Source organism: Leclercia sp. Marseille-Q4284 (assembly GCF_916618945.1).
Classification (GTDB): domain Bacteria; phylum Pseudomonadota; class Gammaproteobacteria; order Enterobacterales; family Enterobacteriaceae; genus Enterobacter; species Enterobacter tamurae.
The window spans coordinates 2732711-2757948 of sequence record NZ_CAKAKG010000001.1 but is presented as its reverse complement, the minus strand read 5'-3'; the positions used below and the strand labels follow the sequence as shown (position 1 = coordinate 2757948).

26 protein-coding genes are annotated in these 25238 nt (G+C 56.9%); 11 read left to right on the top strand and 15 right to left on the bottom strand.

The features are described from left to right. Nucleotides 1–44: 44 nt before the first annotated feature. Nucleotides 45–473, bottom strand: a complete 429-nt coding sequence (gene uspG, locus LG383_RS13070) for a universal stress protein UspG (protein ID WP_106992310.1) — start codon at nucleotides 471–473, stop codon at nucleotides 45–47. Nucleotides 474–698: 225 nt separating this feature from the next. Here uspG and LG383_RS13065 point away from each other — a divergent pair, with 225 nt between their 5' ends. Continuing rightward, entirely contained in the window at nucleotides 699–1937 is a 1239-nt protein-coding gene (locus tag LG383_RS13065) for a zinc-dependent alcohol dehydrogenase (RefSeq protein WP_225759305.1), read from the top strand. 72 nt (nucleotides 1938–2009) lie between these two features. Here the strand turns inward: LG383_RS13065 and rnk are convergent, their stop codons facing one another. Further along, on the bottom strand, nucleotides 2010–2420 hold the full coding sequence (gene rnk, locus LG383_RS13060; RefSeq protein ID WP_106992312.1) for a nucleoside diphosphate kinase regulator: 411 nt from the start codon (nucleotides 2418–2420) through the stop codon (nucleotides 2010–2012). Nucleotides 2421–2830: 410 nt separating this feature from the next. On the opposite strand from rnk, the gene LG383_RS13055 reads away from it, so the two are divergent. Next, nucleotides 2831–3460 (top strand): flavin reductase family protein, encoded by a 630-nt coding sequence (locus LG383_RS13055; protein WP_166181845.1) that lies wholly within the window; start codon nucleotides 2831–2833, stop codon nucleotides 3458–3460. Here the strand turns inward: LG383_RS13055 and rna are convergent. Next, nucleotides 3454–4263, bottom strand: coding sequence for a ribonuclease I (gene rna / locus LG383_RS13050; RefSeq protein ID WP_106992314.1), 810 nt, complete (start codon nucleotides 4261–4263; stop codon nucleotides 3454–3456). The genes LG383_RS13055 and rna overlap by 7 nt on opposite strands. A gap of 88 nt (nucleotides 4264–4351) precedes the next feature. After that, the gene (gene dcuC / locus LG383_RS13045; RefSeq protein ID WP_225759304.1) at nucleotides 4352–5725 is read right to left on the bottom strand and encodes an anaerobic C4-dicarboxylate transporter DcuC; all 1374 of its coding nucleotides are present in this window, start codon (nucleotides 5723–5725) and stop codon (nucleotides 4352–4354) included. Between the two features lie 297 nt (nucleotides 5726–6022). Between dcuC and LG383_RS13040 the strand changes: the two genes are divergently transcribed. The 7 genes from LG383_RS13040 to cspE all read left to right on the top strand — a co-directional run bounded on the left by LG383_RS13040 (nucleotide 6023) and on the right by cspE (nucleotide 13510). Continuing rightward, nucleotides 6023–6424 (top strand): hypothetical protein, encoded by a 402-nt coding sequence (locus tag LG383_RS13040; RefSeq protein WP_225759303.1) that lies wholly within the window; start codon nucleotides 6023–6025, stop codon nucleotides 6422–6424. 55 nt (nucleotides 6425–6479) lie between these two features. Then, on the top strand, nucleotides 6480–6794 hold the full coding sequence (locus LG383_RS13035; RefSeq protein ID WP_106992317.1) for a copper-binding protein: 315 nt from the start codon (nucleotides 6480–6482) through the stop codon (nucleotides 6792–6794). Between the two features lie 11 nt (nucleotides 6795–6805). Continuing rightward, a complete protein-coding gene (locus tag LG383_RS13030) occupies nucleotides 6806–8062 on the top strand; it encodes a TolC family protein (protein ID WP_225759302.1) in 1257 nt (418 codons plus the stop codon). Next, complete coding sequence (locus LG383_RS13025) at nucleotides 8059–9258, top strand: efflux RND transporter periplasmic adaptor subunit (RefSeq protein WP_225759301.1); 1200 nt, start codon at nucleotides 8059–8061, stop codon at nucleotides 9256–9258. The genes LG383_RS13030 and LG383_RS13025 overlap by 4 nt, the downstream gene beginning before the upstream one ends. Beyond that, nucleotides 9255–12371: an efflux RND transporter permease subunit gene (locus LG383_RS13020; protein ID WP_225759300.1), complete on the top strand. Its 3117-nt coding sequence runs from the start codon at nucleotides 9255–9257 to the stop codon at nucleotides 12369–12371. The genes LG383_RS13025 and LG383_RS13020 overlap by 4 nt, the downstream gene beginning before the upstream one ends. A gap of 163 nt (nucleotides 12372–12534) precedes the next feature. Then, nucleotides 12535–13110 carry a lipid IV(A) palmitoyltransferase PagP gene (gene pagP / locus LG383_RS13015; protein ID WP_225759299.1) on the top strand — a complete coding sequence of 192 codons (576 nt, stop codon included), beginning with the start codon at nucleotides 12535–12537 and terminating at the stop codon, nucleotides 13108–13110. Nucleotides 13111–13300: 190 nt separating this feature from the next. Next, on the top strand, nucleotides 13301–13510 hold the full coding sequence (gene cspE / locus LG383_RS13010) for a transcription antiterminator/RNA stability regulator CspE (RefSeq protein WP_002439184.1): 210 nt from the start codon (nucleotides 13301–13303) through the stop codon (nucleotides 13508–13510). A 219-nt stretch (nucleotides 13511–13729) separates the two neighbouring features. On the opposite strand, the gene crcB is transcribed toward cspE, so the two are convergent. Further along, nucleotides 13730–14113: a fluoride efflux transporter CrcB gene (gene crcB, locus LG383_RS13005; protein WP_106992321.1), complete on the bottom strand. Its 384-nt coding sequence runs from the start codon at nucleotides 14111–14113 to the stop codon at nucleotides 13730–13732. A 66-nt stretch (nucleotides 14114–14179) separates the two neighbouring features. On the opposite strand from crcB, the gene LG383_RS13000 reads away from it, so the two are divergent. Both LG383_RS13000 and tatE read left to right on the top strand, forming a co-directional pair. Beyond that, complete coding sequence (locus LG383_RS13000) at nucleotides 14180–14968, top strand: deaminated glutathione amidase (RefSeq protein WP_225759298.1); 789 nt, start codon at nucleotides 14180–14182, stop codon at nucleotides 14966–14968. A 126-nt stretch (nucleotides 14969–15094) separates the two neighbouring features. Continuing rightward, nucleotides 15095–15298: a twin-arginine translocase subunit TatE gene (tatE, locus tag LG383_RS12995; RefSeq protein ID WP_106992803.1), complete on the top strand. Its 204-nt coding sequence runs from the start codon at nucleotides 15095–15097 to the stop codon at nucleotides 15296–15298. 85 nt (nucleotides 15299–15383) lie between these two features. On the opposite strand, the gene lipA is transcribed toward tatE, so the two are convergent. From lipA to rsfS, 10 genes are all read right to left on the bottom strand, one after another. Further along, entirely contained in the window at nucleotides 15384–16349 is a 966-nt protein-coding gene (lipA, locus tag LG383_RS12990) for a lipoyl synthase (RefSeq protein WP_106992323.1), read from the bottom strand. A gap of 207 nt (nucleotides 16350–16556) precedes the next feature. Beyond that, nucleotides 16557–17510, bottom strand: coding sequence for a YbeF family transcriptional regulator (locus LG383_RS12985; RefSeq protein ID WP_106992324.1), 954 nt, complete (start codon nucleotides 17508–17510; stop codon nucleotides 16557–16559). Nucleotides 17511–17812: 302 nt separating this feature from the next. Beyond that, nucleotides 17813–18454, bottom strand: a complete 642-nt coding sequence (gene lipB, locus LG383_RS12980; RefSeq protein ID WP_225759535.1) for a lipoyl(octanoyl) transferase LipB — start codon at nucleotides 18452–18454, stop codon at nucleotides 17813–17815. A 92-nt stretch (nucleotides 18455–18546) separates the two neighbouring features. After that, nucleotides 18547–18810, bottom strand: coding sequence for a DUF493 family protein YbeD (ybeD, locus tag LG383_RS12975; RefSeq protein ID WP_003022706.1), 264 nt, complete (start codon nucleotides 18808–18810; stop codon nucleotides 18547–18549). 107 nt (nucleotides 18811–18917) lie between these two features. Next, nucleotides 18918–20129: a D-alanyl-D-alanine carboxypeptidase DacA gene (gene dacA, locus LG383_RS12970; protein ID WP_106992326.1), complete on the bottom strand. Its 1212-nt coding sequence runs from the start codon at nucleotides 20127–20129 to the stop codon at nucleotides 18918–18920. Between the two features lie 138 nt (nucleotides 20130–20267). Continuing rightward, entirely contained in the window at nucleotides 20268–21389 is a 1122-nt protein-coding gene (gene rlpA, locus LG383_RS12965) for an endolytic peptidoglycan transglycosylase RlpA (protein WP_225759297.1), read from the bottom strand. Between the two features lie 10 nt (nucleotides 21390–21399). Further along, a complete protein-coding gene (mrdB, locus tag LG383_RS12960; RefSeq protein WP_106992328.1) occupies nucleotides 21400–22512 on the bottom strand; it encodes a peptidoglycan glycosyltransferase MrdB in 1113 nt (370 codons plus the stop codon). 2 nt (nucleotides 22513–22514) lie between these two features. After that, nucleotides 22515–24416, bottom strand: coding sequence for a peptidoglycan DD-transpeptidase MrdA (gene mrdA / locus LG383_RS12955; RefSeq protein WP_106992329.1), 1902 nt, complete (start codon nucleotides 24414–24416; stop codon nucleotides 22515–22517). A gap of 30 nt (nucleotides 24417–24446) precedes the next feature. Then, nucleotides 24447–24914: a 23S rRNA (pseudouridine(1915)-N(3))-methyltransferase RlmH gene (rlmH, locus tag LG383_RS12950; protein ID WP_003858701.1), complete on the bottom strand. Its 468-nt coding sequence runs from the start codon at nucleotides 24912–24914 to the stop codon at nucleotides 24447–24449. A 3-nt stretch (nucleotides 24915–24917) separates the two neighbouring features. Continuing rightward, nucleotides 24918–25235: a ribosome silencing factor gene (gene rsfS, locus LG383_RS12945; protein WP_032617029.1), complete on the bottom strand. Its 318-nt coding sequence runs from the start codon at nucleotides 25233–25235 to the stop codon at nucleotides 24918–24920. Between the last annotated feature and the right edge of the window lie 3 nt (nucleotides 25236–25238).

The following is a 25238-nucleotide window of genomic DNA, read 5'->3' as shown; positions in this document are numbered from 1 at the left end:
ACACCTGCAACGTAAAGAGGCTACCTGACGGTAGCCTCTTTTTTTTATCTCACCACCAGCACCGGAACGTAAGCGTGGCGGATCACGCTGGAGGCATTCGAGCCCAGCAGATGGGTGGAAATCGACGGGTTACGCGACCCGATCACCACGATATCCGCTTTCAGCTCGCTGGCCATCTCGTTGACCACGTCGCGCACATTTCCAAAGCTGACATGGGTCCTGATCCGCGACGGATCGATGCTGAAATGGCTGACCATGGTCTTCAGCCGGGTTTGTGCCTCGTTCTGGATATGCTCCTCAAAGCGGCGCATATCGGCGGCAAAGCGATGCAAACCAAAGCTGGAAGAGCCCGGTAAAACATGCAGTAAGTGAATAATGCCATCCTGCTGCGCCAGGAATTCAGCGTGGCGGATCGCCTTGTCGCTCAATTCCATCTCAAAAACATCCACCGGCATAATAATCGTCTGGTACATAACCGTTTCTCCCTGTTTATTTACGCTTAATCCATTCAAACACAAAATATATTCAGATTCTGATAGCTCGCTGACACTTTTTAATATCGCCCCGATGGTGAGCGTTTTGCCGTATCGCTTTGCAGCCAGGAATAATCCCAAAGCCGTGCAATTTCCCGGTATATCCCCGCTGATGGCTACCCTTTTAAGGTAAACCCGCATTTTTTCTCTGAATCCGGAGGTCGAATGAAAGCATTGACGTATCACGGACCACACAGCGTTAAGGTTGAAACAGTACCCGATCCGGTCATTGAGCAAGCTGACGATATCATTCTGCGCATCACTGCAACCGCGATCTGCGGTTCTGATTTGCATCTCTATCGCGGGAAGATACCTAAGGTTGAACATGGCGATATCTTCGGTCATGAGTTTATGGGCGAAGTGGTGGAGACCGGGCGGGAGGTGAAAAATCTCGTTAAGGGCGATCGGGTGGTGATCCCCTTTGTCATCGCCTGCGGCGACTGTTTTTTCTGTCGCATGCAGCAGTACGCCGCCTGTGAAACAACCAACGACGGGCATGGCGCGGCGCTGAACAAAAAACAGATCCCACCTCCGGCTGCGCTCTTTGGTTACAGCCACCTCTACGGCGGCGTGCCCGGCGGCCAGGCGGAGTACGTCCGCGTGCCAAAAGGCAACGTCGGGCCTTTCAAAGTCCCGCCGCTGCTGTCAGATGATAAAGCGCTGTTCCTCTCGGACATCCTGCCCACCGCCTGGCAGGCCGTCAAAAATGCCCAGATTACTAAGGGCAGCAGCGTCGCGGTGTTTGGTGCCGGGCCGGTGGGACTCCTGACCATTGCCTGTGCCCGCTACCTCGGGGCTGAGCAGATTTTTATTGTCGATCACCACGACTACCGGCTGCGTTTCGCCGAGATGCGTTACGGCGCGATCCCGATCAACTTTGACCGCGACGACGACGCCGCAGAAAAAATCATCGAGCAGACCAAAGGCCAGCGCGGGGTGGACGCAGTAATTGATGCGGTCGGCTTTGAGGCGAAAGGGAGCACCACGGAAACGGTGCTGACCAACCTCAAACTTGAGGGCAGTAGCGGTAAAGCCCTGCGGCAGTGTATTGCGGCGGTACGGCGCGGGGGGATTGTCAGCGTGCCGGGCGTCTATGCCGGCTTTATCCACGGTTTCCTGTTTGGCGACGCCTTCGACAAAGGACTCACCTTTAAGATGGGGCAGACCAACGTTCACGCCTGGCTTGGGGAGTTGTTGCCGTTGATCGAGCAAGGGCTGCTGACGCCGGAGGAGATCGTGACCCACTATATGCCGTTTGAAGAGGCGGCCCGCGGCTACGAGATCTTTGAGAAACGTCAGGAAGATTGCCGGAAAATCATTCTGGTACCCGGAGCGCAAAGCGCGGAAGTGGCAAAAGAGCGGGTAACCGGGCTGGTCAACCCTGTGCCGGGCGGCGTTATCTGATAGCGGAGGAAGCGGAAAGAGGATGCCCTGGCATCCTCTGGGCAAAGCGGGTTAACGCTTGTTCAGATGGGATCAGCGCAGGTACTCGCCCGCGGCTTCAGGCTGCCAGATAAGTTCCAGCACCTCCAGATGCGTGGCGATACCGCCTGGTAGTTCCCAGTGAATGGTATCGCCGATACGCAGGCCGATTAACGCGGCGCCCACCGGAGCCAGCACTGACAGCTGCGTGCTGCTGTCGGTCATGTTCGCCGGATAGACCAGCGTGCGGGTACGTACTTCGCCGGTAGCCAGATCGCGAAATTTCACCTGGCTGTTCATGGTCACCACGTCAGCGGGCATGTCCTGCGGGGCGCACATCTGCGCGCGATCCAGTTCGTCATTCAGGGCAGCGGCGACGGGCAGCGAGGCAAAGGCCGGTTGTTCCAGCAGGCGGTCAATACGCTCAGCATCGAGTTCGTTAATGATAATTGTGGGTCTGGACATTATTTACTCCATGTCGTTAATGCTGCGACAGCCGCAGAAGAGATGCCAAAAGAAAACCCTCGCCATCCGGTAGCGAGGGTTTAACACTGTCTGATAATACTGAGTCTGTGCCCCGGTTTGAAGTGATGCGTGTCACATTCATGGTGTGGATGTAGTTCGCGGGCAGCAACTGGGTCGTTAGTATGAAATTCAGGCGAAAAAGGTGATCCTTCGCCAATTTGGTTTATCCTTCTAAGGCGCAGGTTATGTAGCGTGACACACCCATAACAGCAGAACAACGAAGACTGTAGCACTGAATTCAGTCTTACTTTTCTACGGATTGCGTTACGCTGATCCCCTTGGGGTAGGGGGATGAGCGAAGCGTAATCCGTGCCTGCCGGTCTTTATTCCTGAATTATCCAGAGAGCACTATGTACTTTTATCAACCTTCCCAGGGACACGGCCTGCCGCACGACCCGTTAAACGCCATTGTCGGACCCCGCCCGATCGGCTGGATTGCCTCCTGCGATGCTGAAGGCCGCCCGAATCTGGCCCCGTACAGCTTCTTCAACTGCTTTAACTACCATCCGCCGATCATCGGCTTTGCCAGCACCGGCTGGAAAGACAGCGTGCGCAATATTGTCGAGACCGGGGAGTTTGTCTGGAATCTCACCACCCGCGAGCTGGCCAGCGCCATGAATGAAACCTCCGCCAGTCTGCCGCACGGCGAGGATGAGTTTTTACGTGCCGGGCTGACCAAAGCGGAAAGCCGGGTAGTGAAGGTGCCGCGCGTCGCGCAAAGTCCGGTCAACTTTGAGTGCCGCCTGTCGCAGTGCATCCAGCTGACGGCGGCAAACGGAGCAGAGATCGATACCTGGCTGGTGCTGGGGGAAGTGGTTGGGATCCACATCGATGAAAGCCTGCTGCATGACGGCATCTACCAGACGGCGAAAGCGCAGCCGGTACTGCGTGCCGGTGGCCCGACGGCGTATTTCGCCATCGGTGAAGATCAACGTTTTGACCTGGTCCGCCCGGACGCCCGAAAAGCGGGCGGTCAGTAACCGATCTTGTCGATCACAAACTGCTTGCCGCAGTTACCCGGGTGCGGCTGAGCCATAAACGAGCGGGTCGCCAGCGGGGCGTTAATGCTGGCGGCGGTCAGCGTGAGCTGCACTTCGGTGAGATAGGCCGGGTTGCCGCTGCAGCTGAGCTTGACGGCTTTCACCGTCGTTGGGCCCCAGCTTCTGGCTACTGCGGCGTCAAAGGCGCTGCGGGTAACGGTTTTGCCGTAGTTTGCCGCCAGGAACTGCCCCAGCGGGCTGGCCTTCACTTCCTGATTCATCCGCACCATGGTGCCGAAATACGCGTCGGGATCGAAGCCGAAGCAGACGCCGTGTTTGGCATATTCATACCGTTCCAGGCAAGAATTCCCGCCTGCACCGGGCATCACTTCATTCAGCTTAGCGGCACCGGTCAGCGAAAGTCCGGTCTCTGCGGCGTCACATTTACGGCTGGCTTTTGCCTCCGGCAGATTGGGGATCGGGCGGGTCGCGCAGCCATAACGCATCCAGCGGCGATCGTCGACCCCGCGTGCGGCGATCGATTTCGGTAAGCCCGGCCACAGGCCATGAACGGTGAGGATCGTGGCTTTATCGTCACGCTCTTTTTGCAGGCGACACTCATCCGGCGCCGCGCGGTTGCGGTCATGCAGGCTCTGGCAAAAGCCGGACTGCCATGAGAGCGCCAGCACGTAGCGATCAAAATCCGCATATTGCGTTGCCTGAAGCGGGGCGGCCTGCGCCGCAAACGCGCACAGCACAACTGCGGTTGCGCTGACAGGCAAAACGAGATCCTTTCTGAACATGTCAATTCCTGATGATTGAAAGCAAAATATTGCTGAGGGCTATTAAAGCACAAAAAGCGCCCGCAGGCGCTTTATGCTCCAGGGCGACTTAGCCAATAGCGGTGCCCGGCACCAGCACTTCCGTGGCGACAATCACGATCACCAGACCAACAAGGACCGGAACCGAGGTGCGTTTCACCACTTCGAACGGCGAGATTTTTGCCATCCCGGCGACGGCCACGACCACGCCGGAGACCGGGGAGATAGTACGGCCAAGGTTGGAGGCCTGCAGCATCGGGATGGTGAGGTAGGCCGGGTTGATCCCGGAGGAGTGCGCCAGTTTCGGGATCATCTCCACGAAGGCATAGAAGGGCGCGTTACCGGAACCGGTGGTCATCGCCGCCCGCATGGTCAGAACCACCAGCACCAGCATCAGGATAATGCTCGCCGAGCCGAACGAGGTGGCGATGGAGATCAGGCTCTGGATAAAGCCGATAGTGCTCAGTCCCTGGGCAAAGACCCCGGCCGCCACCAGCAGCATCACCACGCCCGCGAAGGCATCCGCCATCCCGCGATAGGCCACTTCCAGGCCGCTAAACACTTTTTGCGTATTGAAGCCGCGAACAAATTCCAGCACCGCCGCCAGCAGCATGCAGATCACCAGAATAGTGATGATGTGCAGCTCCGGGCCCCATTTACCGTCGAAAATCAGCACCCCGACAATCGGCGTAAATGGCAGGATGGCGTAGAAGGACGGTGCCGTGGTGGTGATTTCGCTGACGTCGAGTCTTTCGTGGGAAATATTCTCTTTTTTATCGAGGTAGCGCTGCCAGAAGAAGTGCGCAATCGCCATGCCGATGATGGCGGCAATGGAGATCGGCAGGGTGGTTTTAAACGCGAAGTCGATCAGCGGCATCTCAGCGGCTTTAGCGGCCAGCACCACGTCACCGGAGGTCGGGGAGAGAATAATCGCCGCCGGGGAGGCACAGATAGCCGCCGCCGCACCGCGGCTGATCCCCACGTTGACCATCACCGGGAACAGGGTTGCCATCAGGAGGACACCCAGACCGGTTGCTGACGACACGGCCAGCGACATCAGACAGGCGACGAAATAGGCGGCGATCATCAGCAGGTAAGGGGAGTTGATATAGCTCAGCGGCTTCGAGGCCAGCTTGACCACCATATCGTTGGCGCCGATATGGGTCATGTAGGCGGCAAACCCACAGAGCATCATGATCATCATCCCCAGATCGCCACCGCGGCTCATCAGCAGGATTTTGATGTATTCGACGATGTCGGTTGCGGTGTAGCCAGTGCTGGTGGCGCTGGACGGCAGCACCTTATGGCCCATCAGGGCGCTGACGATCAGCAGAACAAGGCCGCCGACAAATAGCACCCCGGTGGCGGAGTAGCCTTTGATGATGTAGCGCGCGACGCCGACAATGACAACTACCCCGATCAGGAGCTCGATAAACGTTAGCATGGATCCCTCTGTATCCCGACGCCCCAGAGCGAAAGGAGAAATGAGCAATGAAATTAAGGTGACAAAATGTGCCGAAATAATGGTCCGGCCTCGCTGACCAAAATCAATAAAACGACTACTAAAGGGGTAACCTGGCCGATTTTGCTGCTGTCGTGCCATGAAGGGGGGCGGGGTGGTCCTGTATGGCGTAGAGAAATGCAATAACCACATAAAACGTAAATAAATCTAAAACGGCTTTTATCTCAGCAATATCCCTGCTTATACTCGGGACTCTTTTTGCAACCTCAAGACGCTGCTATGCCTGCCAGCTGGATCTTTCGACTGCGCTATCTGAAAAAACATCTGCTGATGCTGATGTTCGCTTTCGGCTGGCTGTTGATCCAGACTCAGGTGGCGGTGGCCTCGCACGACTGTACCATCAACGTGCAGGGCGAGACGGCCACCCTTCAGCATCTGGACATGATGGCGATGCCGCAGCATCACGCCGTGCCTGCGCCGTCGGGGCTGTGCGATAAACACTGCGTGCCGGAGCAGGTGCAAAAAGACACCGGGCATCCGCAGCTGGTGGCGTTACCTGCCGCCATGACCATTACCCTCAATGACCCGGACTGCGCCGCTATTGCATCGTCGTCCCGCGTCGTCACGCCGCCCGCCGTGGGGCCACCGGCAACGATCCGTTTTTGCCGGTTCCGGGAATAAACACGCCTGTTAATTCGTTGATTTACTTTCAATTACGTTTAACAGGAGTTTTATCATGCGTGCTTTACTCTTTTCCGCGCTGCTTGGCGCGTGCTTTACCCTCTCTTCCTGTTCCGTTCAGGCGACCACGAACGTCTCCCCGGTGACCCCGCAGTGGCAGGGGCAGGGCGTGATTCGGGCGATCGACGCGCAGGCGTTGGTTATCCAGCATGATCCTATCCCGGCCCTGAAGTGGCCTGCCATGACGATGCCGTTTGCCTTTTCAGCCGATGTCGATCTCAGCGCCGTGAAACCGGGCCAGCCGGTGACATTTACGCTGGAGCGGGCCGGTGACGGCTTCCGGATAATCTCGCTCACGCCGCTGCGCTAAGCGAGGCTCCCATGAAAACAATCACACTGAGCATCTGGCTCGGTGGGGCGATGCTCGGGCTTTTCAGTGCGGCCGGGCAGGCCGCACCCTGGACGCTGGAGCAAACCCTGACCGCAGCCCAACGCTACTCGGCGGCGTTATCCGCCAGCCGTAACGAGGCCCGGGCGCTGGATGCGATGGCGGATTCCGCCACCCAGCTCCCTGACCCAAAACTGAAGTTCGGGATTGAAAACGTCCCGGTGCAGGGCAGCAATGACCGGCGCTTTACCCGGGAAGGGATGACCATGCAGCGGGTCGGGATCATGCAGAGCTACGTCAGCCAGCAGAAGCGAGAGCGAAAGGCGCAAACCCTGCAGGCGCAGGCGCGGGGCGTGCTGGCGAAAGCCGACGCGGTGCGTGCTGCCCTGCAGCGGGATACCGCCCAGGCCTGGCTGGAGCTGGCTCTGGCGCAGCAGGGGCTGAAAACGGCGGAACGGCTGGTCAATGAGACGGCGCGGCAGCTGAATGTGCAGAAGGTCAGCGTCGGGGCCGGGAGTGCCAACCCGGACAGCGTGCTGGCCCTGCGCATGACCCTCAGCGCCATGCGCGACAAAGCGACCCTGGCCAGGCGCGACGTTCAGCTGGCGCAGAGCCGGTTGCTGCAACTCACCGGCCAGCAGGTCGAGGACGTGCAGGGGCCGCTGCCGCGCTATCAGCGTCTGCCTGCCGACGTCAGCCAGCTCGAAGAGGCCATCGCCCGTCACCCGGAAGTGGAAGCCGCCCGGCGTGAAGCCGAGACCGCGAAAGCCCGCTCGGCGCAGTCGGCGGTGGCGGCGATCCCGGATGTCGATGTGGAGGTGTTCTACGCCCATCGTGCCGAAGGCTATGACGATATGGCCGGGGTGATGTTCACGGTCGATCTGCCCCTGTTCCAGTCGGGACGCCAGGACAAGGACTATGCCGCAGAGCTCTCCCGCTCTCTGCAGGCGGTGGATGAACTCACGCTGATCAAGCGGGAGCACATCGCCCAGGTGCAGTCGCTGGTGGCCCAGTACCAGGCCGCGCAAACCCTGTGGCAGCGCCAGCGCGACGAGGTGCTGCCGTTACAGCATCAGCGGCTGGCGGTGCTGAATGCGCAATATCGTTCGGGTCAGTCAGAGCTGCCCGCCCTGCTCGAGGCACGACGCAGCGTGCTGGACAGCGAACTGGCAGTCAATCAGGCCGAGCGCGAGATGGCGCGTACCTGGGCTGCGATCCAATGGTTAATCCCGCAGGAGTGGGCACAATGAAAATCACATTCCGGGTCGCCGTGCCTCTGGCCTTGCTGCTGGCAGCGGGCGGCTATTACGCCGGGCAGCGTCACGCCCCACACGAGGCGGCATCGGCCCCTGCCGAACGCAAGGTGCTTTACTGGTACGATCCGATGGTCCCGGGCCAGCGTTTTGATAAGCCGGGGCGGTCGCCGTTTATGGATATGGATCTCGTGCCACGCTATGCCGACGAGGAGGATGAGACGGCAGGCGTGGGGATCAGCACCGACCGACAGCAAAATCTGGGCATGAAGACCGCCCGCGTAGAGCGTCGGGAGCTGGTCTCGCCCTTTACGGCCTTTGCAACGATTGCCGCTGATGAGCGCAGCGTCACGGTGGTTTCGGCACCCGCAGCGGGCGTGGTGACGAAGCTGTATGTCCGGGCGCCGCTCCAGCAGGTGCAAGCCGGTGAAGCGCTGGCCCAGCTGTGGATCCCCCAGTGGACGCAGGCGCAGCAGGAGTATCTGGCGGTGCGCGCGCTGGGCGATACGGCATTAACCGCCGCCGCCCGGGAGCGGCTGAAGCTGCAGTTTATGCCTGAGGAGGTGATCCGCGCGCTGGAACGCAGTGGGAAGCCACAGACCTCGCTGATCCTCCGGGCCGATCATGCGGGCTATGTGGTGAAACTGGACGTGCGCGAAGGGGCACAGGTGGCGGCGATGACCGTGCTGTTTGAAATGGCGCGTCTCGATCCGGTCTGGCTGGTGGTGGATTATCCCCAGGCGCAGGCGCAGGCCCTGAGCATCGGCAGCGAAATGGTGGCAACCTCAGAGAGCTTCCCGGGGATACATTTTCACGGGCAGGTTAGCGAGCTGCTGCCCCAGATGGATACCGCCACCCGCACCCTGAAGGCGCGAATTCTGGTGGACAATCAGCAGCAACAGCTGAAACCGGGCATGTTCCTGACCGTCTCCCGGGCGCAGTCGATGGCGCAAGCACCGGTGCTGGCCGTACCGGAAGAGGCGGTGATCGACACCGGGAGCAGCAAACGCCTGCTGCTGGCCAGCGGCAACGGCTATTTCCAGCCGGTAAACGTGGAGACCGGGATCACCGCCCAGGGGTGGACCGAAATCCGATCCGGCGTGCAGGAGGGGGATGAGGTGGTCACCTCCGGGCAGTTCCTGATCGACTCCGAAGCCAGCCTGCGCAGCGCGCTGCCGGAGGTGACGAAATGATCGCGGCGGTGATTAAAGCGTCCCTGCGTAACCGGCTGCTGGTGATCCTGGCGGCCCTGATGATGGCGGGGTGGGGCATCTGGGCGGTGCAGCGTGCGCCGCTGGATGCCCTGCCGGATCTGTCGGACGTGCAGGTGATCGTCCGCGCCAGTTTTCCGGGCAAGGCGCCGCAGGTGATTGAGGACCAGGTCACCTGGCCCCTGACGACCTCGATGCTCTCGGTTCCGGGCGCGAAAACGGTGCGCGGGTTCTCGATGTTTGGCGATGCCTATGTCTACGTGCTGTTCGAGGACGGGACCGATCTCTACTGGGCGCGATCCCGGGTGCTGGAGTATTTAAGCCAGGTCCAGTCGCAGCTGCCGGCCGGGGTCAATGTCGCCCTGGGCCCGGATGCCACCGGGGTGGGCTGGATCTATGAGTACGCGCTGGTCGATCGCAGCGGCAAACATAGCCTGGCCGATCTGCGCGCCATTCAGGACTGGACCCTGAAGTTTGAGCTCAAGAGCGTGGCAAATGTGTCAGAGGTTGCCAGTATCGGGGGCATGGTGCGTCAGTATCAGGTGGTTGCCGATCCGGCGAAAATGCGGGCCCTCAATATCACCCACGGGCAAATCGTGACGGCGCTACAGGCGGCTAATAAAGAAGGGGGCGGCGCGCTGCTGGAGAAGGGCGAAGCGGAGTACATGGTGCGCACCACCGGCTATCTGCACAGCCTGGAAGATTTTCGCAACGTGGTGATCGCCTCCCGTGACGGGGTGCCGATCCTGCTGGGCGACGTGGCAAGTGTCGGCTATGGTCCGGAGATCCGCCGGGGCGTGGCGGAGCTGAACGGCGAAGGTGAAGTGGCTGGCGGCGTGGTGGTGATGCGCTACGGGCAGAACGCGCTGGAGACGCTGCATGCGGTAAAAGCGAAGCTGGCTGAGCTGCAAAAAACGCTGCCCACCGGGGTGGAGATTGTTCCGGTCTACGATCGCTCGACGCTGATTGAGGATGCTGTCGAAACCCTCACCCACAAGCTGCTGGAGGAGTTTGTGGTGGTGGTGCTGGTCTGCGCTCTGTTCCTGTTCCATTTCCGTTCGGCGCTGGTGGCGGTGGTCTCCCTGCCGCTGGGCATTCTGGGGGCGTTCGTGGTGATGCACTACCAGGGGATCAACGCCAACATCATGTCGCTCGGTGGGATTGCCATCGCCATCGGTGCCATGGTCGATGCCGCGATTGTGATGATCGAGAATATGCACAAAGTGCTGGAGCAGTGGCGGCACGATAACCCCGGGCAGGAGCCAACCTCAGCCGATTACTGGCGGCTGGCGGAGCGGGCGGCGATTGAGGTGGGCCCGGCGCTGTTCTGCAGCCTGCTGATCATCACCCTATCGTTTATCCCGGTCTTTTCGCTGGAAGCGCAGGAAGGGCGCATGTTCGCCCCGCTGGCGTTCACCAAAACCTGGGCAATGGCGGCGGCGGCGGGGCTCGGCATCACCCTGGTACCGGTGCTGATGGGCTATTTCATTCGCGGACGCATCCCGGATGAGAAGGCCAACCCGATCAACCGGGTGCTGATCCGCCTGTATGAGCCGCTGCTCGACCGGGTGCTGCGTTTTCCAAAAGTGACGCTGGCGCTGGCGGGGCTAATGCTGGTGGTCACGCTCTGGCCGTTGAGTCGGCTGGGGAGTGAGTTTATGCCACCACTGAATGAGGGCGACCTGCTGTATATGCCGTCAACCCTGCCGGGGATCTCTGCCCGGGAGGCGGCACGGGTACTGCAACAGACGGACAGGCTGATCAAAAGCGTGCCGGAGGTGGCATCGGTGTTCGGCAAGGCCGGACGGGCGGAGACGGCAACCGATCCGGCGCCGTTAACCATGCTGGAAACGACCATCCACTTTAAGCCGCGTGACCAGTGGCGGCCGGGCATGACGCCGGAAAAACTGGTTGAGGAGCTGGATCGCACCGTCCAGCTGCCGGGGATTGCCAACGTCTGGGTACCGCCGATCCGCAACCGCCTCGATATGCTGGCGACAGGCATTAAAAGCCCGGTGGGGATCAAGGTCAACGGCAACAATCTGGCCGATATCGAACGCGTTGCCCGGCAGATTGAGCAGGTAGTGAAGCAGGTGCCGGGCGTCACCTCCGCGCTGGCGGAGCGGCTGGCGGGCGGGCGTTACGTCGATATTCGTATCGATCGCCAGAAAGCCGCGCGCTATGGCGTCTCCGTGGAGGAGCTGCAGGGGATGGTCGCCACGCTGGTGGGCGGGGATAAGGTAGGCGAGGTGATCCTCGGGCGCGAGCGCTACCCCATTAACCTGCGGTATCCGCGTGACAGTCGGGATTCTGTCGATAAGCTGCGGACATTGCCGGTGGTGGCAGCCAACGGCAGCCAGATAGCGCTGGGCGAGATAGCGGATATCCTGGTGACCGAGGGGCCGCCGATGCTGAAAAGTGAAAATGCCCGCCTCTCGAACTGGATCTATGTGGATCTGCGCGGGCGCGATCTGAAATCAGCCGTAGAGGAGATGCAGCAGCGGGTGACCCGGGAGGTTATTTTGCCGCAGGGGGTATCCCTCGCCTGGTCCGGTCAGTTTGAATATCTCGAGCGGGCCACTGCGAAGCTGAAAATAGTGCTTCCCGTCACCCTGATAATTATATTTGTTCTCCTCTGGCTGACCTTTAAGCGTATTTCAGATGTTCTTATCATTATGGGAACCTTACCTTTTTCACTTATTGGTGGAGTCTGGTTATTATGGCTGCTGGAATATAATTTATCGGTGGCTGGGGCGGTTGGATTTATTGCTCTCGCAGGCGTGTCGGCAGAGTTTGGTGTTATTATGGTGCTCTATCTTAATCAGGCGCTGGATAAATATCGTACGCGGGACGGCGATAGCGAAAATAGCGTGTTAATTAAAGCTATTCACGAAGGTGCTGTCCTGCGCGTGCGCCCCAAAGTGATGACCGTGGCCACCATTATGGCCGGATTGCTGCCGGTAATGTGGGGCGGAGGAAGCGGGGCAGAGGTGATGCAGCGCATTGCTGCCCCGATGATCGGCGGTATGGTCAGCGCGCCACTATTGTCCATGCTGGTTATTCCCGCGCTGTATAAGCTCTTGCATCAGCGTTAATTTTTCTTAATTGCGCCTTAAATATTTTAAGGCGCACTCTTTATTCCCAGGAGTATTCTTATGAAATTAAGCAAACAATTAAGATAAACGCCAATGCCGCCTTGATTCCATTCAACTATTCTAGGCCAGAACACCCGGCGAATAGTTAAGTGGTAACAGGATTGTGACAATCATTAATAATTTCTTTCTTATTTTTACTTTTATTTTTGCTCAGTTAACATTTTCAACTGCGGCAACGGCTAAAGATGTGCCCCCTCTCAGAGCCTGGGTCAAAACGATTCATAACGATATGATTGAGACCTGGGAAGCGCCTCAGCATTACGATCTCTACGTGCCCGCCATTACCTGGCATGCCCGCTTCGCTTACGACAAAGAGAAGACCGATCGCTACAACGAGCGACCGTGGGGCGCGGGGTTTGGCCAGTCACGCTGGGATGAAAAAGGTAACTGGCATGGCCTTTACGCGATGGCGTTTAAAGACTCCTACAATAAATGGGAGCCGATTGCGGGCTACGGCTGGGAGAAAACCTGGCGCCCGCTGACCGATGATAACCTCCATCTGGGGCTGGGTTTTACCGCTGCCGTAACGGCGCGTGATAACTGGAATTACATCCCCGTTCCGTTGGTCCTGCCGCTGGCCTCAGTAGGGTACGGCCCGGCTACGTTCCAGATGACCTATATCCCGGGAACCTATAACAACGGCAACGTTTACTTTGCCTGGATGCGCTTTCAGTTTTAGCTGAAAAAACGTTACATGCTGGTGATTTAATAGCCACTTATTGAAGAGTAAAGGATAAAAATTGGGGGCCAAAAATTAACGCGACTTTTGTCACTTTTCTTCAAAAAGGCGCTGGACAAAACCGCTCACAATTGTTGTACTGATACCCGACACAGCATTTGTGTCCAATTTTCATGTAAAGGTAATTTTGATGTCTAAGATTAAAGGTAACGTTAAGTGGTTTAATGAATCCAAAGGATTCGGTTTCATTACTCCGGAAGATGGCAGCAAAGACGTGTTCGTACACTTCTCTGCAATCCAGAGCAATGGTTTCAAAACCCTGGCTGAAGGTCAGCGCGTTGAGTTTGAAATCACTAACGGTGCCAAAGGCCCTTCTGCTGCTAACGTCATCGCACTGTAATTCAGTCGAGACCAGCAAGAATTTCAAAACCCGCTCCCTGAGCGGGTTTTTTTCGTTCTGGCTCAGCTAAACAAGTACAGTCTCAAAAAGCTGGCCAGAATCACCACGCTCAACACTACCATCCCCGCATTTGTTATTTTCTCTTTCATTGCGTCACCCTCAGTGTATGTGGTGACAGGTTGCCTGAGAAAAATTAAGCCAACATTAAGGCCGCGGGTTTTAGTGAGCATTTACCGCAGAGATTAACCAAAATGCGAGCGCGGTCATCATTAGCGAACCCAGCAGATTGACCGCAATGTTCAGCAGCGCCCAGGCCGCACGACCATCCTGCAGCAGAAAGACCACCTCTGCCGAGAACGTTGAGAAGGTCGTTAGCCCGCCGCAGAAGCCGGTGGTGATTAACAGTTTCCATACCGGATCGATGTGGGTCATCCGGTTAAACCACGCCAGCCCCAGCCCAATGATAAAGGCGCCAATAAGGTTGGCCGTGAGCGTACCGAATGGGATCTGCTGATGCAGAGGGTTAAGCCGCATGCTCAACAGCCAGCGCGCCACACTTCCTGTGCCCCCGCCGATAAAAACGGCTAAAAGTAGTTGAAACACGAACAATACCTGCTATTTGATGTGTAAGAACTCAGAGTGTAACGCCGTTTAAGGCAGGGGGAAAATATGTACGTTGCGGTTGGACAATTTGCAGTAACGGCAAACTGGCAAAAAAATGCCGAAACCTGCGTGTCGCTGATGGACCAGGCGGCCGCGAAAGGTGCATCGCTGCTGGTGCTGCCTGAAGCGCTACTGGCTCGCGATGATAACGATCCCGACCTGTCTGTGAAATCGGCCCAGCCGCTGGACGGCGGTTTTTTGACGATGCTGCTGGCAGAGAGTGCCCGTAACGAATTGACCACAGTGCTGACCGTGCATGTCCCCTCTACCGCGGGCAGGGCGATTAACACCTTGGTCGCCCTGCGTGCCGGACAGATCGTGGCGCAGTATGCCAAGCTGCATCTTTACGATGCGTTCAGCATTCAGGAATCCAGGCTGGTGGACGCAGGAACGATCGTGCCGCCGCTGATCGAAATCGACGGCGTCCGTCTGGGATTGATGACCTGCTACGATTTGCGCTTCCCGGAGATGGCGTTGAATCTGGCCCTGGCAGGGGCAGACGTTTTGGTTCTGCCTGCGGCATGGGTCAGAGGGACGCTCAAGGAGCACCACTGGTCAACGCTGCTGGCGGCCCGGGCGCTGGACACGACCTGCTATGTGGTGGCGGCAGGGGAGTGCGGCAACAAGAATATTGGCCAGAGTCGCATTATTGACCCTCTGGGCGTGACGATTGCGGGCGCGGCAGAGGGGCCGGCGCTGCTATTAGCCGAGATGAGCCGGGAGCGCATTACGCTGGCGCGTCAGCAGCTGCCGGTCCTGCGCAACCGACGCTTCGCTCCTCCGCAATTAGCGTGACGTTTTTTAAACAACGCTTGATTCACCTTGTTACAGATTGCTATTGTGTGCGGGCGTCAAATGACCGTTAATAACGTCGGGTTTTTAGGGCGCGAAACGCAGCCTGTTTACGTCAAGAAGGTATCTATGGGTGAGATTAGTATTACCAAACTGCTGGTGGTAGCCGCACTGGTTGTCCTGCTGTTTGGTACCAAGAAATTACGTACGCTGGGCGGAGACCTGGGTGCTGCCATCAAAGGCTTTAAGAAGGCGATGAATGACGATGACGCCACGGCGAAGAAAACTGCCGATGCGGAAATCGCGGCAGAGAAACTCTCCCACAAAGAGTAACGGCCATGCCTTAATGGCTTGCGATAGAAAAAAACCGGCTCAGGCCGGTTTTTTTATGGGTGAACTGTAAGTTTTTGTAACGGACCTACTTCACTTCTTCGCCTTTCGCCTGCATATCGGCGTGGTAGGACGAACGAACGAATGGGCCGCAGGCGGCATGGGTGAAGCCCATCGCCATCGCTTCGGCTTTCATTTCGTCAAACTCTTCAGGGCTGACGTAACGCTGCACCGGCAGGTGGTGACGGCTTGGCTGCAGATACTGGCCCAGCGTCAGCATGGTGACGCCGTGGCGACGCAGGTCGCGCATCACTTCAACGATCTCTTCGTTGGTTTCACCCAGACCGACCATCAGACCCGATTTGGTTGGGATCTCCGGATGCGCTTCTTTAAAACGCTCCAGCAGCTTCAGGGACCAGTTGTAATCGGCACCCGGACGAACCTGACGGTAGAGGCGCGGTACGTTTTCCAGGTTGTGGTTAAACACGTCTGGCGGGGTGGCGTTGAGGATCTCCAGCGCACGGTCCATACGACCGCGGAAGTCCGGTACCAGGGTTTCGATTTTGATGTTCGGGCTTTTTTCGCGGATAGCGGTGATGCAGTCGGCGAAGTGCTGGGCACCACCGTCGCGCAGATCGTCGCGGTCAACGGAGGTGATAACGACGTAACGCAGCGCCATGTCAGCAATCGTCTGACCCAGTTTCTGCGGCTCATTGGCGTCAGGGGCGACGGGACGGCCATGGGCAACGTCGCAGAACGGGCAGCGGCGGGTACAAATCGCGCCGAGGATCATGAAGGTCGCGGTGCCGTGGTTAAAACATTCAGCAAGGTTCGGGCAGGAGGCTTCTTCACAAACGGAGTGAAGGCCGTTTTTGCGCATCGCTGCTTTAATTCCCTGAATACGCGAAGAGTCCGCCGGAAGTTTGATCTTCATCCAGGCCGGTTTTCTTAACAGCGCTTCGCGCTCCGTAGCCACGTTTTTAACCGGGATTAGGGCCATTTTATCGGCATCACGGTATTTAACACCGCGTTCCATCACAATGGGTTTACTCATAGCGTGCGTCTTCCAGTTGCGAAAATCGAAGGAAAGCGTTTCAATTCAAGGGAATGTTGTATTTATCAACTATTTTTGAACGAACGACAGGCAGTATATCATTGATACGGACGAGAAAGCAGCCTGCCCGGTCGCCAAATTGTAAAATAGTTGTTGTTTAGTGCCTTTTGTGTGGGCCAGCACAGCCTTGAGGCTAAGGACCCTCTTTCAGAAGGCCTTGCGGATGACGTCAATCAGGTTTTCCAGCACCGGATCGCGCAGGCTCAGCTTGTTGTAATACAGCGAGATTTCAACGCATTCGGCATTGAGCGGGGCGAAGGGGATATGCTCCAGCGGCCAGCAGTGGCGCACCAGGGTAAACAGGCGCTCGGGGATGATACCGATCAGATCGCTGCTGCCGATCAGGGCGGCAATCGTAAAAAGATTGTAACTGCTAAAGTTCACCAGACGTTCCGGGAAAATATCGTTAATACGTTGTCGCAGGCCATTCAGGTTTTGTCCTTCCAGCATCAGCAGCGTTTGCTCGTATTGCTGAAGATTTTCCACCGTGGCGGCCTGGCTCAGTGCCGGATGGTTTTTACGGCAGATGAGCAGCAGTTTGTCTGCAAAAAGGACGTTATGGCTCAGGGCGCGGGCATTCAGGGAGTTGCTGTCAACGATAAGATCGGTCTGGAACTGGGCTAACTGCGTCTCGGCGTCATTAACCGAAATATTGCGCAGCAATAGTTGGGGCGCATGGGCCCTCACGGCCTGGTAGATCTGCGGCAGTACCAGCGCGCCGACGGTCGGAGTGGTACCGATGGTGATGGTGCGCTGCTTATCGTAGCTGCCGGTGAGATCCAGCGCCCCGAGAATCGACTCCAGCCCCTGGCTGATGTATTCGTGCAGATGCGTGGCGTAGGCGGTAGGCGTCACGCCCTGGCCTTTGCGGATAAACAGCGGATCGGGAAAAATGGTGCGTAATTTTTGAATGGACTGGCTGATTGCTGAGGGAGTGAGATTCAGAATTTTCGCAGCATTGACGATCCCTTTGTGAACATACACCGCCTCAAAAATCGTCAATAAGTTGAGATCAATATTACGTAACGTACGAAAAATTTGTGGTTTTGCTTCACTGCCTGGATCGCTCAAGCGCTTACCTGGAGAATTATTATTATCCACGCTATCCCTCCCTAATTATTCACAATATAAATAATAGTTGAATTTAAATAATGTGCTTATTGTTGTGGCTAAACTGTTTTTGACAATTAACATTCTTAAGTATAATCATTGGGTTGTCTAATTTTTGCGCAGGTGTGTTCCACGCCTGTCGGTTAGCCAGGCCGGAGCAGAAAAGAGGTGAATGCTTATAGGCAGGCGCGTTGCGGGTATTTTGAAAATATAGAAACTACGGATTGTTGTAAAGCCTAAAAGCTTTGAATTAAGGATGGCTCATCAAATAATGAGCCAAATGGCGGAAGTGATTAAGCAGTAATATATTTATGGGGTGGATTGTTTAGCAGTGCTAAAAAAGCATTAAGCAAATGAGGACGCGCAATTTCCGGCGTAATGTTCTCTACCCACTGGCGCATTTGCGTCATTTCCATCCCCGCATAACCACAAGGATTGATGCGCCGGAAAGGCGAAAGATCCATATTGATATTTAATGCGAGACCGTGAAAAGAGCACCCTTTACGAATACGCAGACCGAGTGAACATATTTTCATTTCGCCCACATAGACGCCGGGCGCATCCGCGCGCGGGTGCGCATCGATATCAAATTCGGCCAGCGTATTGACCACCGTCTGTTCAAGCAGTGTTACCAGCTCGCGCACGCCGAGTTTTCTGCGCTTAAGGTTGAGCAGGACATACATCACCTGCTGACCCGGTCCGTGGTAAGTGATCTGCCCGCCACGATCGCTCTGGATAACCGGAATATCACCAGGCATCAGCAGATGCTCCGCTTTCCCGGCCTGACCCTGGGTAAACACCGGAGGATGTTCTACCAGCCAGATCTCATCCGGCGTGTTCTCGTCGCGCGTGTCAGTGAAATCATGCATAGCCTGGTAGACAGGTTCATAGGGCTGTAGCCCAAGCTGGCGGACGAGAATAGTATCCTGATACAAAACGATATCTCCGAACGAAGGAACAAACAGGAGCGGGGAGTATATCACAGAGGGGAAACAGGTTACCCGGCGATGCGGGTAACCGAAAGGCGTTACAGTACCATGCGAACGATATCGATATTACCGAGCTCTTCGTACAGGGTCTCGACTTGTTCAATATGCGTCGCCGTGATGGTGATAGACACGGAATGGTAGTTGCCTTTGCTGCTTGGTTTCACCGTCGGAGAGTAGTCCCCTGGCGCATGGCGCTGGACCACTTCAACCACCTGATCAACCAGCTCAGGCAACGCCTGCCCCATTACTTTGTAAGTAAATGGAGTAGGGAATTCAAGCAGTTCGTTAAGTTTGGTTTTCATGGGAGCTCCGGCAGTACGTCAAAAAAAGAATAACTCCCACGTCGGGTGGGAGTTATCAGGTTACATAGTATATGGGGATGGAAATCACACTTTCAAGTGTTCAATTCTTAACCAAACCAGTGATGGAACATCAGTTTAATGTAATCAATGATTTTGCCGAAGAAATTGCCTTCCGGGATTTCATCCAGCACCACCAGTGGGCGTTGATCGATGGTTTTGCCATCAAGCTGGAAGTTGATGGTGCCCACGACCTGGTTTTTCTTCAGCGGAGCGTGCAGCTCGCTGGCGGTCAGGACATAGCTGGCTTTCAGATCTTTCATGCGGCCGCGTGGGATTGTCAGATAGAGATCTTTATCAACACCCAGGGAGGCGCGGTCGTTATCACCAAACCATACCGGCTCAGAGGCGAACTCTTTGCCCGCTTTCAGTGGGTTCACGGTTTCGAAGAAGCGGAAGCCCCAGGTGAGCAGTTTCTTGCTCTCGGTTTCACGCCCTTTGAAGGTACGACCACCCATCACCGCAGAGATCAGACGCATCTGGCCTTCGGTGGCAGAGGCGACCAGGTTGTAACCGGCTTTATCGGTATGCCCGGTTTTGATGCCGTCAACGTTCAGGCTGTTGTCCCACAGCAGGCCGTTACGGTTGGTCTGGCGGATACCGTTAAAGGTGAACTCTTTCTCTTTGTAGATCGTGTATTCGTTCGGCACGTCACGGATCAGCGCCTGGCCAATCAGGGCCATATCGCGCGCCGAGCTGTACTGACCCTCAGCATCCAGGCCGTGCACGGTCTGGAAGTGACTGTTTTTCAGACCCAGCGCGGAAACGTAGCTGTTCATCAGACCCACAAAGGCGTCCTGGCTGCCTGCGGCAAAGTCGGCCATTGCCACACAGGCGTCGTTACCTGACTGCAGGTTGATACCACGGATCAGCTGGGAGACAGGCACCTGCATGCCGGGTTTCAGGAACATCAATGATGAGCCCTTGAACACCGGGTTGCCGGTGGCCCACGCATCGTTGCCGATGGTCACCAGGTCGGTTTCTTTGAATTTACCTGCTTTCATGGCCTGACCGATGACGTAGCTGGTCATCATTTTGGTCAGACTGGCCGGGTCGCGTCGTGAATCCGCGTTCTGCTCAGCCAACACTTTGCCGGAGTTGTAATCGATCAGGATGTAGGATTCCGCGTCGATCTGCGGAACGCCCGGGATCATGGTCTTGATATTCAGGTCATCGGCGTGAGCAACAGAGAGCGTGGCTGCACAAAGCGCCGTAGTGAGCGCCATGCGCTGCATAAAACGAGCGGAGAAAGTGGTCTTCATGGTTAGAAAAACGACATCCGTGATGGAATTAAAAAAGTGCCTTACTATAGCAAATGCTATACAGGCAGGCATCCGACTTTCGGCATGAGAGTGTGAATCAACATGACAAATACTGACAATTCGGATACCGCCGATTAATCATTTCGCTACAGCGATAAATGACTGTAACTGCGCTTCATTCTGCAGACGTTGCTGTAAAGCTGCCGCCTGAGATTTACTGGCAAACGGACCCAGCTGAATACGCCATACCGCGCCATTTTGCTCAACGCGACCCGGTACGCCAAACTGCTGGCCGAGGCGCTGCTGATACTGCTGGGCACGTGCCTGGTCGCTGACTGCGCCAACCTGAACGACGTAGCCACCGGCCTGGGCAGGGGCAGAAACGGGCGCCGTCACCGGAGCCTGAGTCGGGGCAGAGACAGGTGCCGTCACCGGAGCCGTCTGGTTCACCGGCGCGGTGACAACCGGCTGAGGTGCAGGCGGTTCGCTGCCTTCCAGCACGCCGGAGGCGAGGGTGGTTGGAGCGCCAAGGAAACCGCTGCTGCTGACCGGCGCGCCCATGCTGTCTTCGCTTTTCAGCGTGTCATTACTGATGGCATGTACGTCACCCTGTGGTGCAGGTTCGGAAACGGACGACGCGCCACCCATACCGCTGCTCAGGTCGGGACGCGCGGGCAGGGCATAAGTCTGTTTAGCCACGGTGGTACAGGCCATACCCGGGCCGGAGAGCGAACCGTCCTGAGCGACAATAATCGGGTCGATACGCACTTTGGTGTTGTTAGAGGTATTCAGGCGGTCGGCCGCGGCGCGCGACAGCGAGATCGCGCGGTCATTGCCGTAAGGACCACGATCGTTGATACGCACCACGATCATCCGGCCATTCGCCAGGTTAGTGATACGCGCATAGCTTGGGATCGGCAGCGTCGGGTGCGCAGCAGTGAGCTGCATCGGATCGAAAGCTTCGCCGCTGGCGGTCAGGTTGCTTCCCGGCTCGGCGTCATAAATTGCTGCCAGGCCTGCCTGACTGAATCGGGAAAGGTCCTGAACGATTTTGTAGCTTTTACCGTCGCGTTCGTAATCCTGATTGGCGGTGGCGCTCAGCGGTTCGAAACGCGGATCGGCTCCGCTGATCTCAACCACCGGACCATTACATACCGCTGGCTGCGGTGGTGCGACGGTCGCTTGCTGCTGACCATCGTCACTTGTACAGGCTGCCAGTAAACTCACTGCGATGCAGATCCCAGACCACTGCTTACGCATTGCGTGCCCCTTATACGCTTTTTGACAACATTTTTCTGTGTGTGTGGATCGACATCACGATCCCGAACCCGGCCATCAGAACGATCAGGGCCGAGCCTCCATAACTCACCAGCGGAAGCGGTACGCCTACCACCGGCAGAATACCGCTCACCATACCAATATTTACGAAAACATAAACGAATAAAATCAACATCAAGCCACCGGCCATTACCCGGCCAAAGGTGGTTTGCGCCCGGGCGGCAATCCACAATCCGCGCATGATTAACAGCAGGTACAGCGCCAGCAGGATCAGAATCCCGACCAGACCTAACTCTTCCGCCAGAACCGCAAAGATAAAGTCGGTGTGGCGTTCGGGCAGAAACTCAAGCTGCGACTGAGTACCGTGCAGCCAGCCCTTACCGCGCAGGCCGCCAGAGCCGATTGCAATCTTCGACTGTATAATATGATAGCCTGCCCCGAGCGGGTCGCTTTCCGGATCGAGCAACATCATCACGCGTTGGCGCTGATAATCGTGCATCAGGAAGAACCACAGGATCGGGATAAAGGCCGCAAGTAACACTGCCGCAATGCCAATAAGCCGCCAGCTGAGTCCGGAAAGGAACAGCACGAACAGACCGGAAAGGGCGATCAGAATCGAGGTACCGAGGTCCGGCTGGGCGGCTACCAGCAGCGTCGGCAGGAAGATCAGCACCAGCGCGATAGCGGTGTTTTTCAGCGACGGCGGACAGACATCACGGTTAATAAAGCGGGCCACCATCAGCGGAACGGCGATTTTCGCAATCTCAGAGGGCTGAAAACGCACAATACCGAGATCGAGCCAGCGCTGTGCGCCTTTCGAGATGGCGCCAAAGGCATCCACCGCCACCAGTAGAATGATACAGAAGATATAGAGATAGGGCGCCCAGCCTTCGTAGACGCGCGGCGGGATCTGCGCCATCACCACCATCACCACCAGACCCATGGTAATCTGGCCGATTTTACGTTCCGTCATGCCGAGATCCTGGCCGCTGGCACTCCAGATGACCATGGCACTGTAGACCAGCAGCGCCAGCAGGATCAGCAGCATGGCCGGGTCGATGTGGATCTTGTCCCACAGCGATTTTTTATTCGGATTATCCGTCACGATTATTGGTCCTCCGCGCCGGCGGCAGCCGGGCTTTCACTCGGCAGTTCAGTGTTGTTATCACCCAGCATGATGTGATCAAGGATCTGGCGCATGATAGTACCGACCGCCGGGCCGGCACCGCCGTTTTCCAGAATAATCGACACCGCCACCTGCGGGTTTTCGTATGGAGCAAACGCAATCATCAGCTTGTGGTCACGCAGACGTTCAGCGATTTTATGCGCGTTATAGGTTTCATTCGCTTTCAGACCAAAGACCTGCGCGGTACCGGATTTTGCCGCGATTTTATACGGCGCACCGGCAAAGTATTTGTGTGCTGTACCGTTGGCGCGGTTGGCTACGCCATACATCCCGTCTTTGGCAATTTCCCAGTAGCCGGAATGGATGTCGCCCACCGGTGGCTCGTGCGGCTGCGACCACGGCACTTTTTTGCCGTCTTCAACGGTGCTCATCAGCAGGTGCGGCACTTTCACCACCCCGTCGTTGATCAGGATCATCAGCGCTTTGCTCATCTGAATCGGTGTGGCGGTCCAGTAGCCCTGGCCGATCCCCACCGGAATGGTGTCGCCCTGATACCACGGCTTTTTAAAGCGTTTCAGCTTCCATTCACGGGTCGGCATGTTGCCGGAGCGCTCTTCTGAGAGGTCGATACCTGTGTAGTGACCATAGCCAAATTTGCCCATCCATTCTGACAGACGGTCGATGCCCATGTCGTAGGCCACCTGATAGAAGAAGGTATCCGCCGACTCCTCCAGTGATTTGGTGACATTCAGATGGCCGTGGCCCCACTTCTTCCAGTCGCGGTAGCGTTTTTCCGAGCCAGGCAACTGCCACCAGCCCGGGTCGAAGAGACCGGTGTTGCGGGTGATCACCCCCGCGCTTAACGCAGATACCGCCACATAAGGTTTTACCGTGGACGCCGGGGGATAAACACCCTGAGTCGCGCGGTTGATCAGCGGCGTGTTCGGGTCGTTAAGCAGGCCCGAATAATCTTTGCTGGAGATACCATCAACGAACAAATTCGGATCATAGCTCGGCGTCGAGACCAGGGCCAGAATGCTGCCGCTGCGCGGGTCAGTCACAATGACCGCTGCACGACTGCCTGCCAGCAGGGTTTCGACGTACTGCTGGAGTTTGAGATCCAGAGTCAGATAGATGTCATGCCCGGCCTGAGGCGGCACCTCTTTCAGCTGGCGGATCACCCGGCCACGGTTGTTGACTTCAACCTCTTCGTAACCGGTCTGACCGTGGAGCATATCTTCGTAGTAGCGCTCAATCCCCAGCTTGCCGATATCGTGCGTTGCCGCGTAGTTGGCGAGCTTGCCGTCTTTATCCAGCCTGTCGACATCTTTATCGTTGATTTTCGAGACATAGCCGATGACGTGCGTCAGGGCAGAGCCGTACGGGTAGAAGCGGCGCTTGTAACCTTTGACTTCTACGCCCGGAAAGCGGTACTGGTTCACGGCGAAACGGGCTACCTGCACCTCGGTGAGGTTGGTTTTTACCGGAATCGACGTGAAGCGATGCGAGCGGGAGCGCTCTTTTTTGAAGGCGGCAATATCGTCATCATTCAGATCGACCACACCGCGCAACGCGTCGAGCGTCTGCTGCACGTTATCGACCTTCTCCGGCATCATTTCAATCTGGTAGATCGTGCGGTTCAGCGCCAGTGGCGTACCGTTGCGATCGTAGATAATGCCGCGGCTTGGGGCGATAGGGACGAGTTTGATGCGGTTTTCGTTGGAGCGGGTCTGGTAATCGGTAAAACGGACAATTTGCAGATTATAGAGGTTGGCGATCAGCACGCCAGTCAGCAGCAAAATTCCCAAAAAGGCGACCACCGCCCGGCGCACAAACAGCGCGGACTCAGCCGTATAGTCGCGAAAAGAGTTCTGTAGTTTCATCCGCTGCTTAATTTATCCAGGACGTCATCATTACTCACGGTGATAAGGATGGTTAGTCGTGATGCTCCACGCGCGATAGAGACTTTCAGCAACCAACACCCGAACCAGCGGGTGGGGCAGCGTCAGCGCGGAGAGAGACCAACTCTGTTCTGCTGCCGCTTTGCAGGCGGGAGATAATCCCTCGGGACCGCCAATTAACAGGCTGACGTCGCGACCGTCCTGCTTCCAGCGCTCCAGTTCATGCGCCAGCTGCGGTGTATCCCAGGGCTTGCCCGGAATATCGAGCGTGACGATGCGGTTTTTGCCTGCGGCAGCCAGCATCAGTTCACCCTCTTTGTCGAGAATACGTTTGATATCTGCGTTTTTGCCGCGTTTGCCGGCGGGGATCTCCACCAGCTCAAACGGCATGTCTTTCGGAAAACGACGCAGATATTCAGTAAACCCTGTTTGTACCCAGTCGGGCATTTTTGTGCCGACGGCTACCAGTTGCAGCTTCACGCATTAACCCCAGAGTTTTTCCAGCTCATACAGGCGACGGCTCTCTTCCTGCATGACGTGGACAATCACATCGCCAAGGTCAACAACGACCCAGTCAGCGGTCGCTTCGCCTTCAACGCCCAGCGGCAGCATACCGGCAGCGCGGGATTCCTGCACAACATGGTCAGCGATGGAAGCAACGTGGCGAGTGGAGGTACCGGTGCAGATAATCATGCAATCGGTGATGCTTGATTTGCCCTGAACGTCGATGGCGATGATGTCCTGACCTTTCAGGTCATCAATTTTGTCGATAACAAAATCCTGGAGTGCTTTACCCTGCAAGTT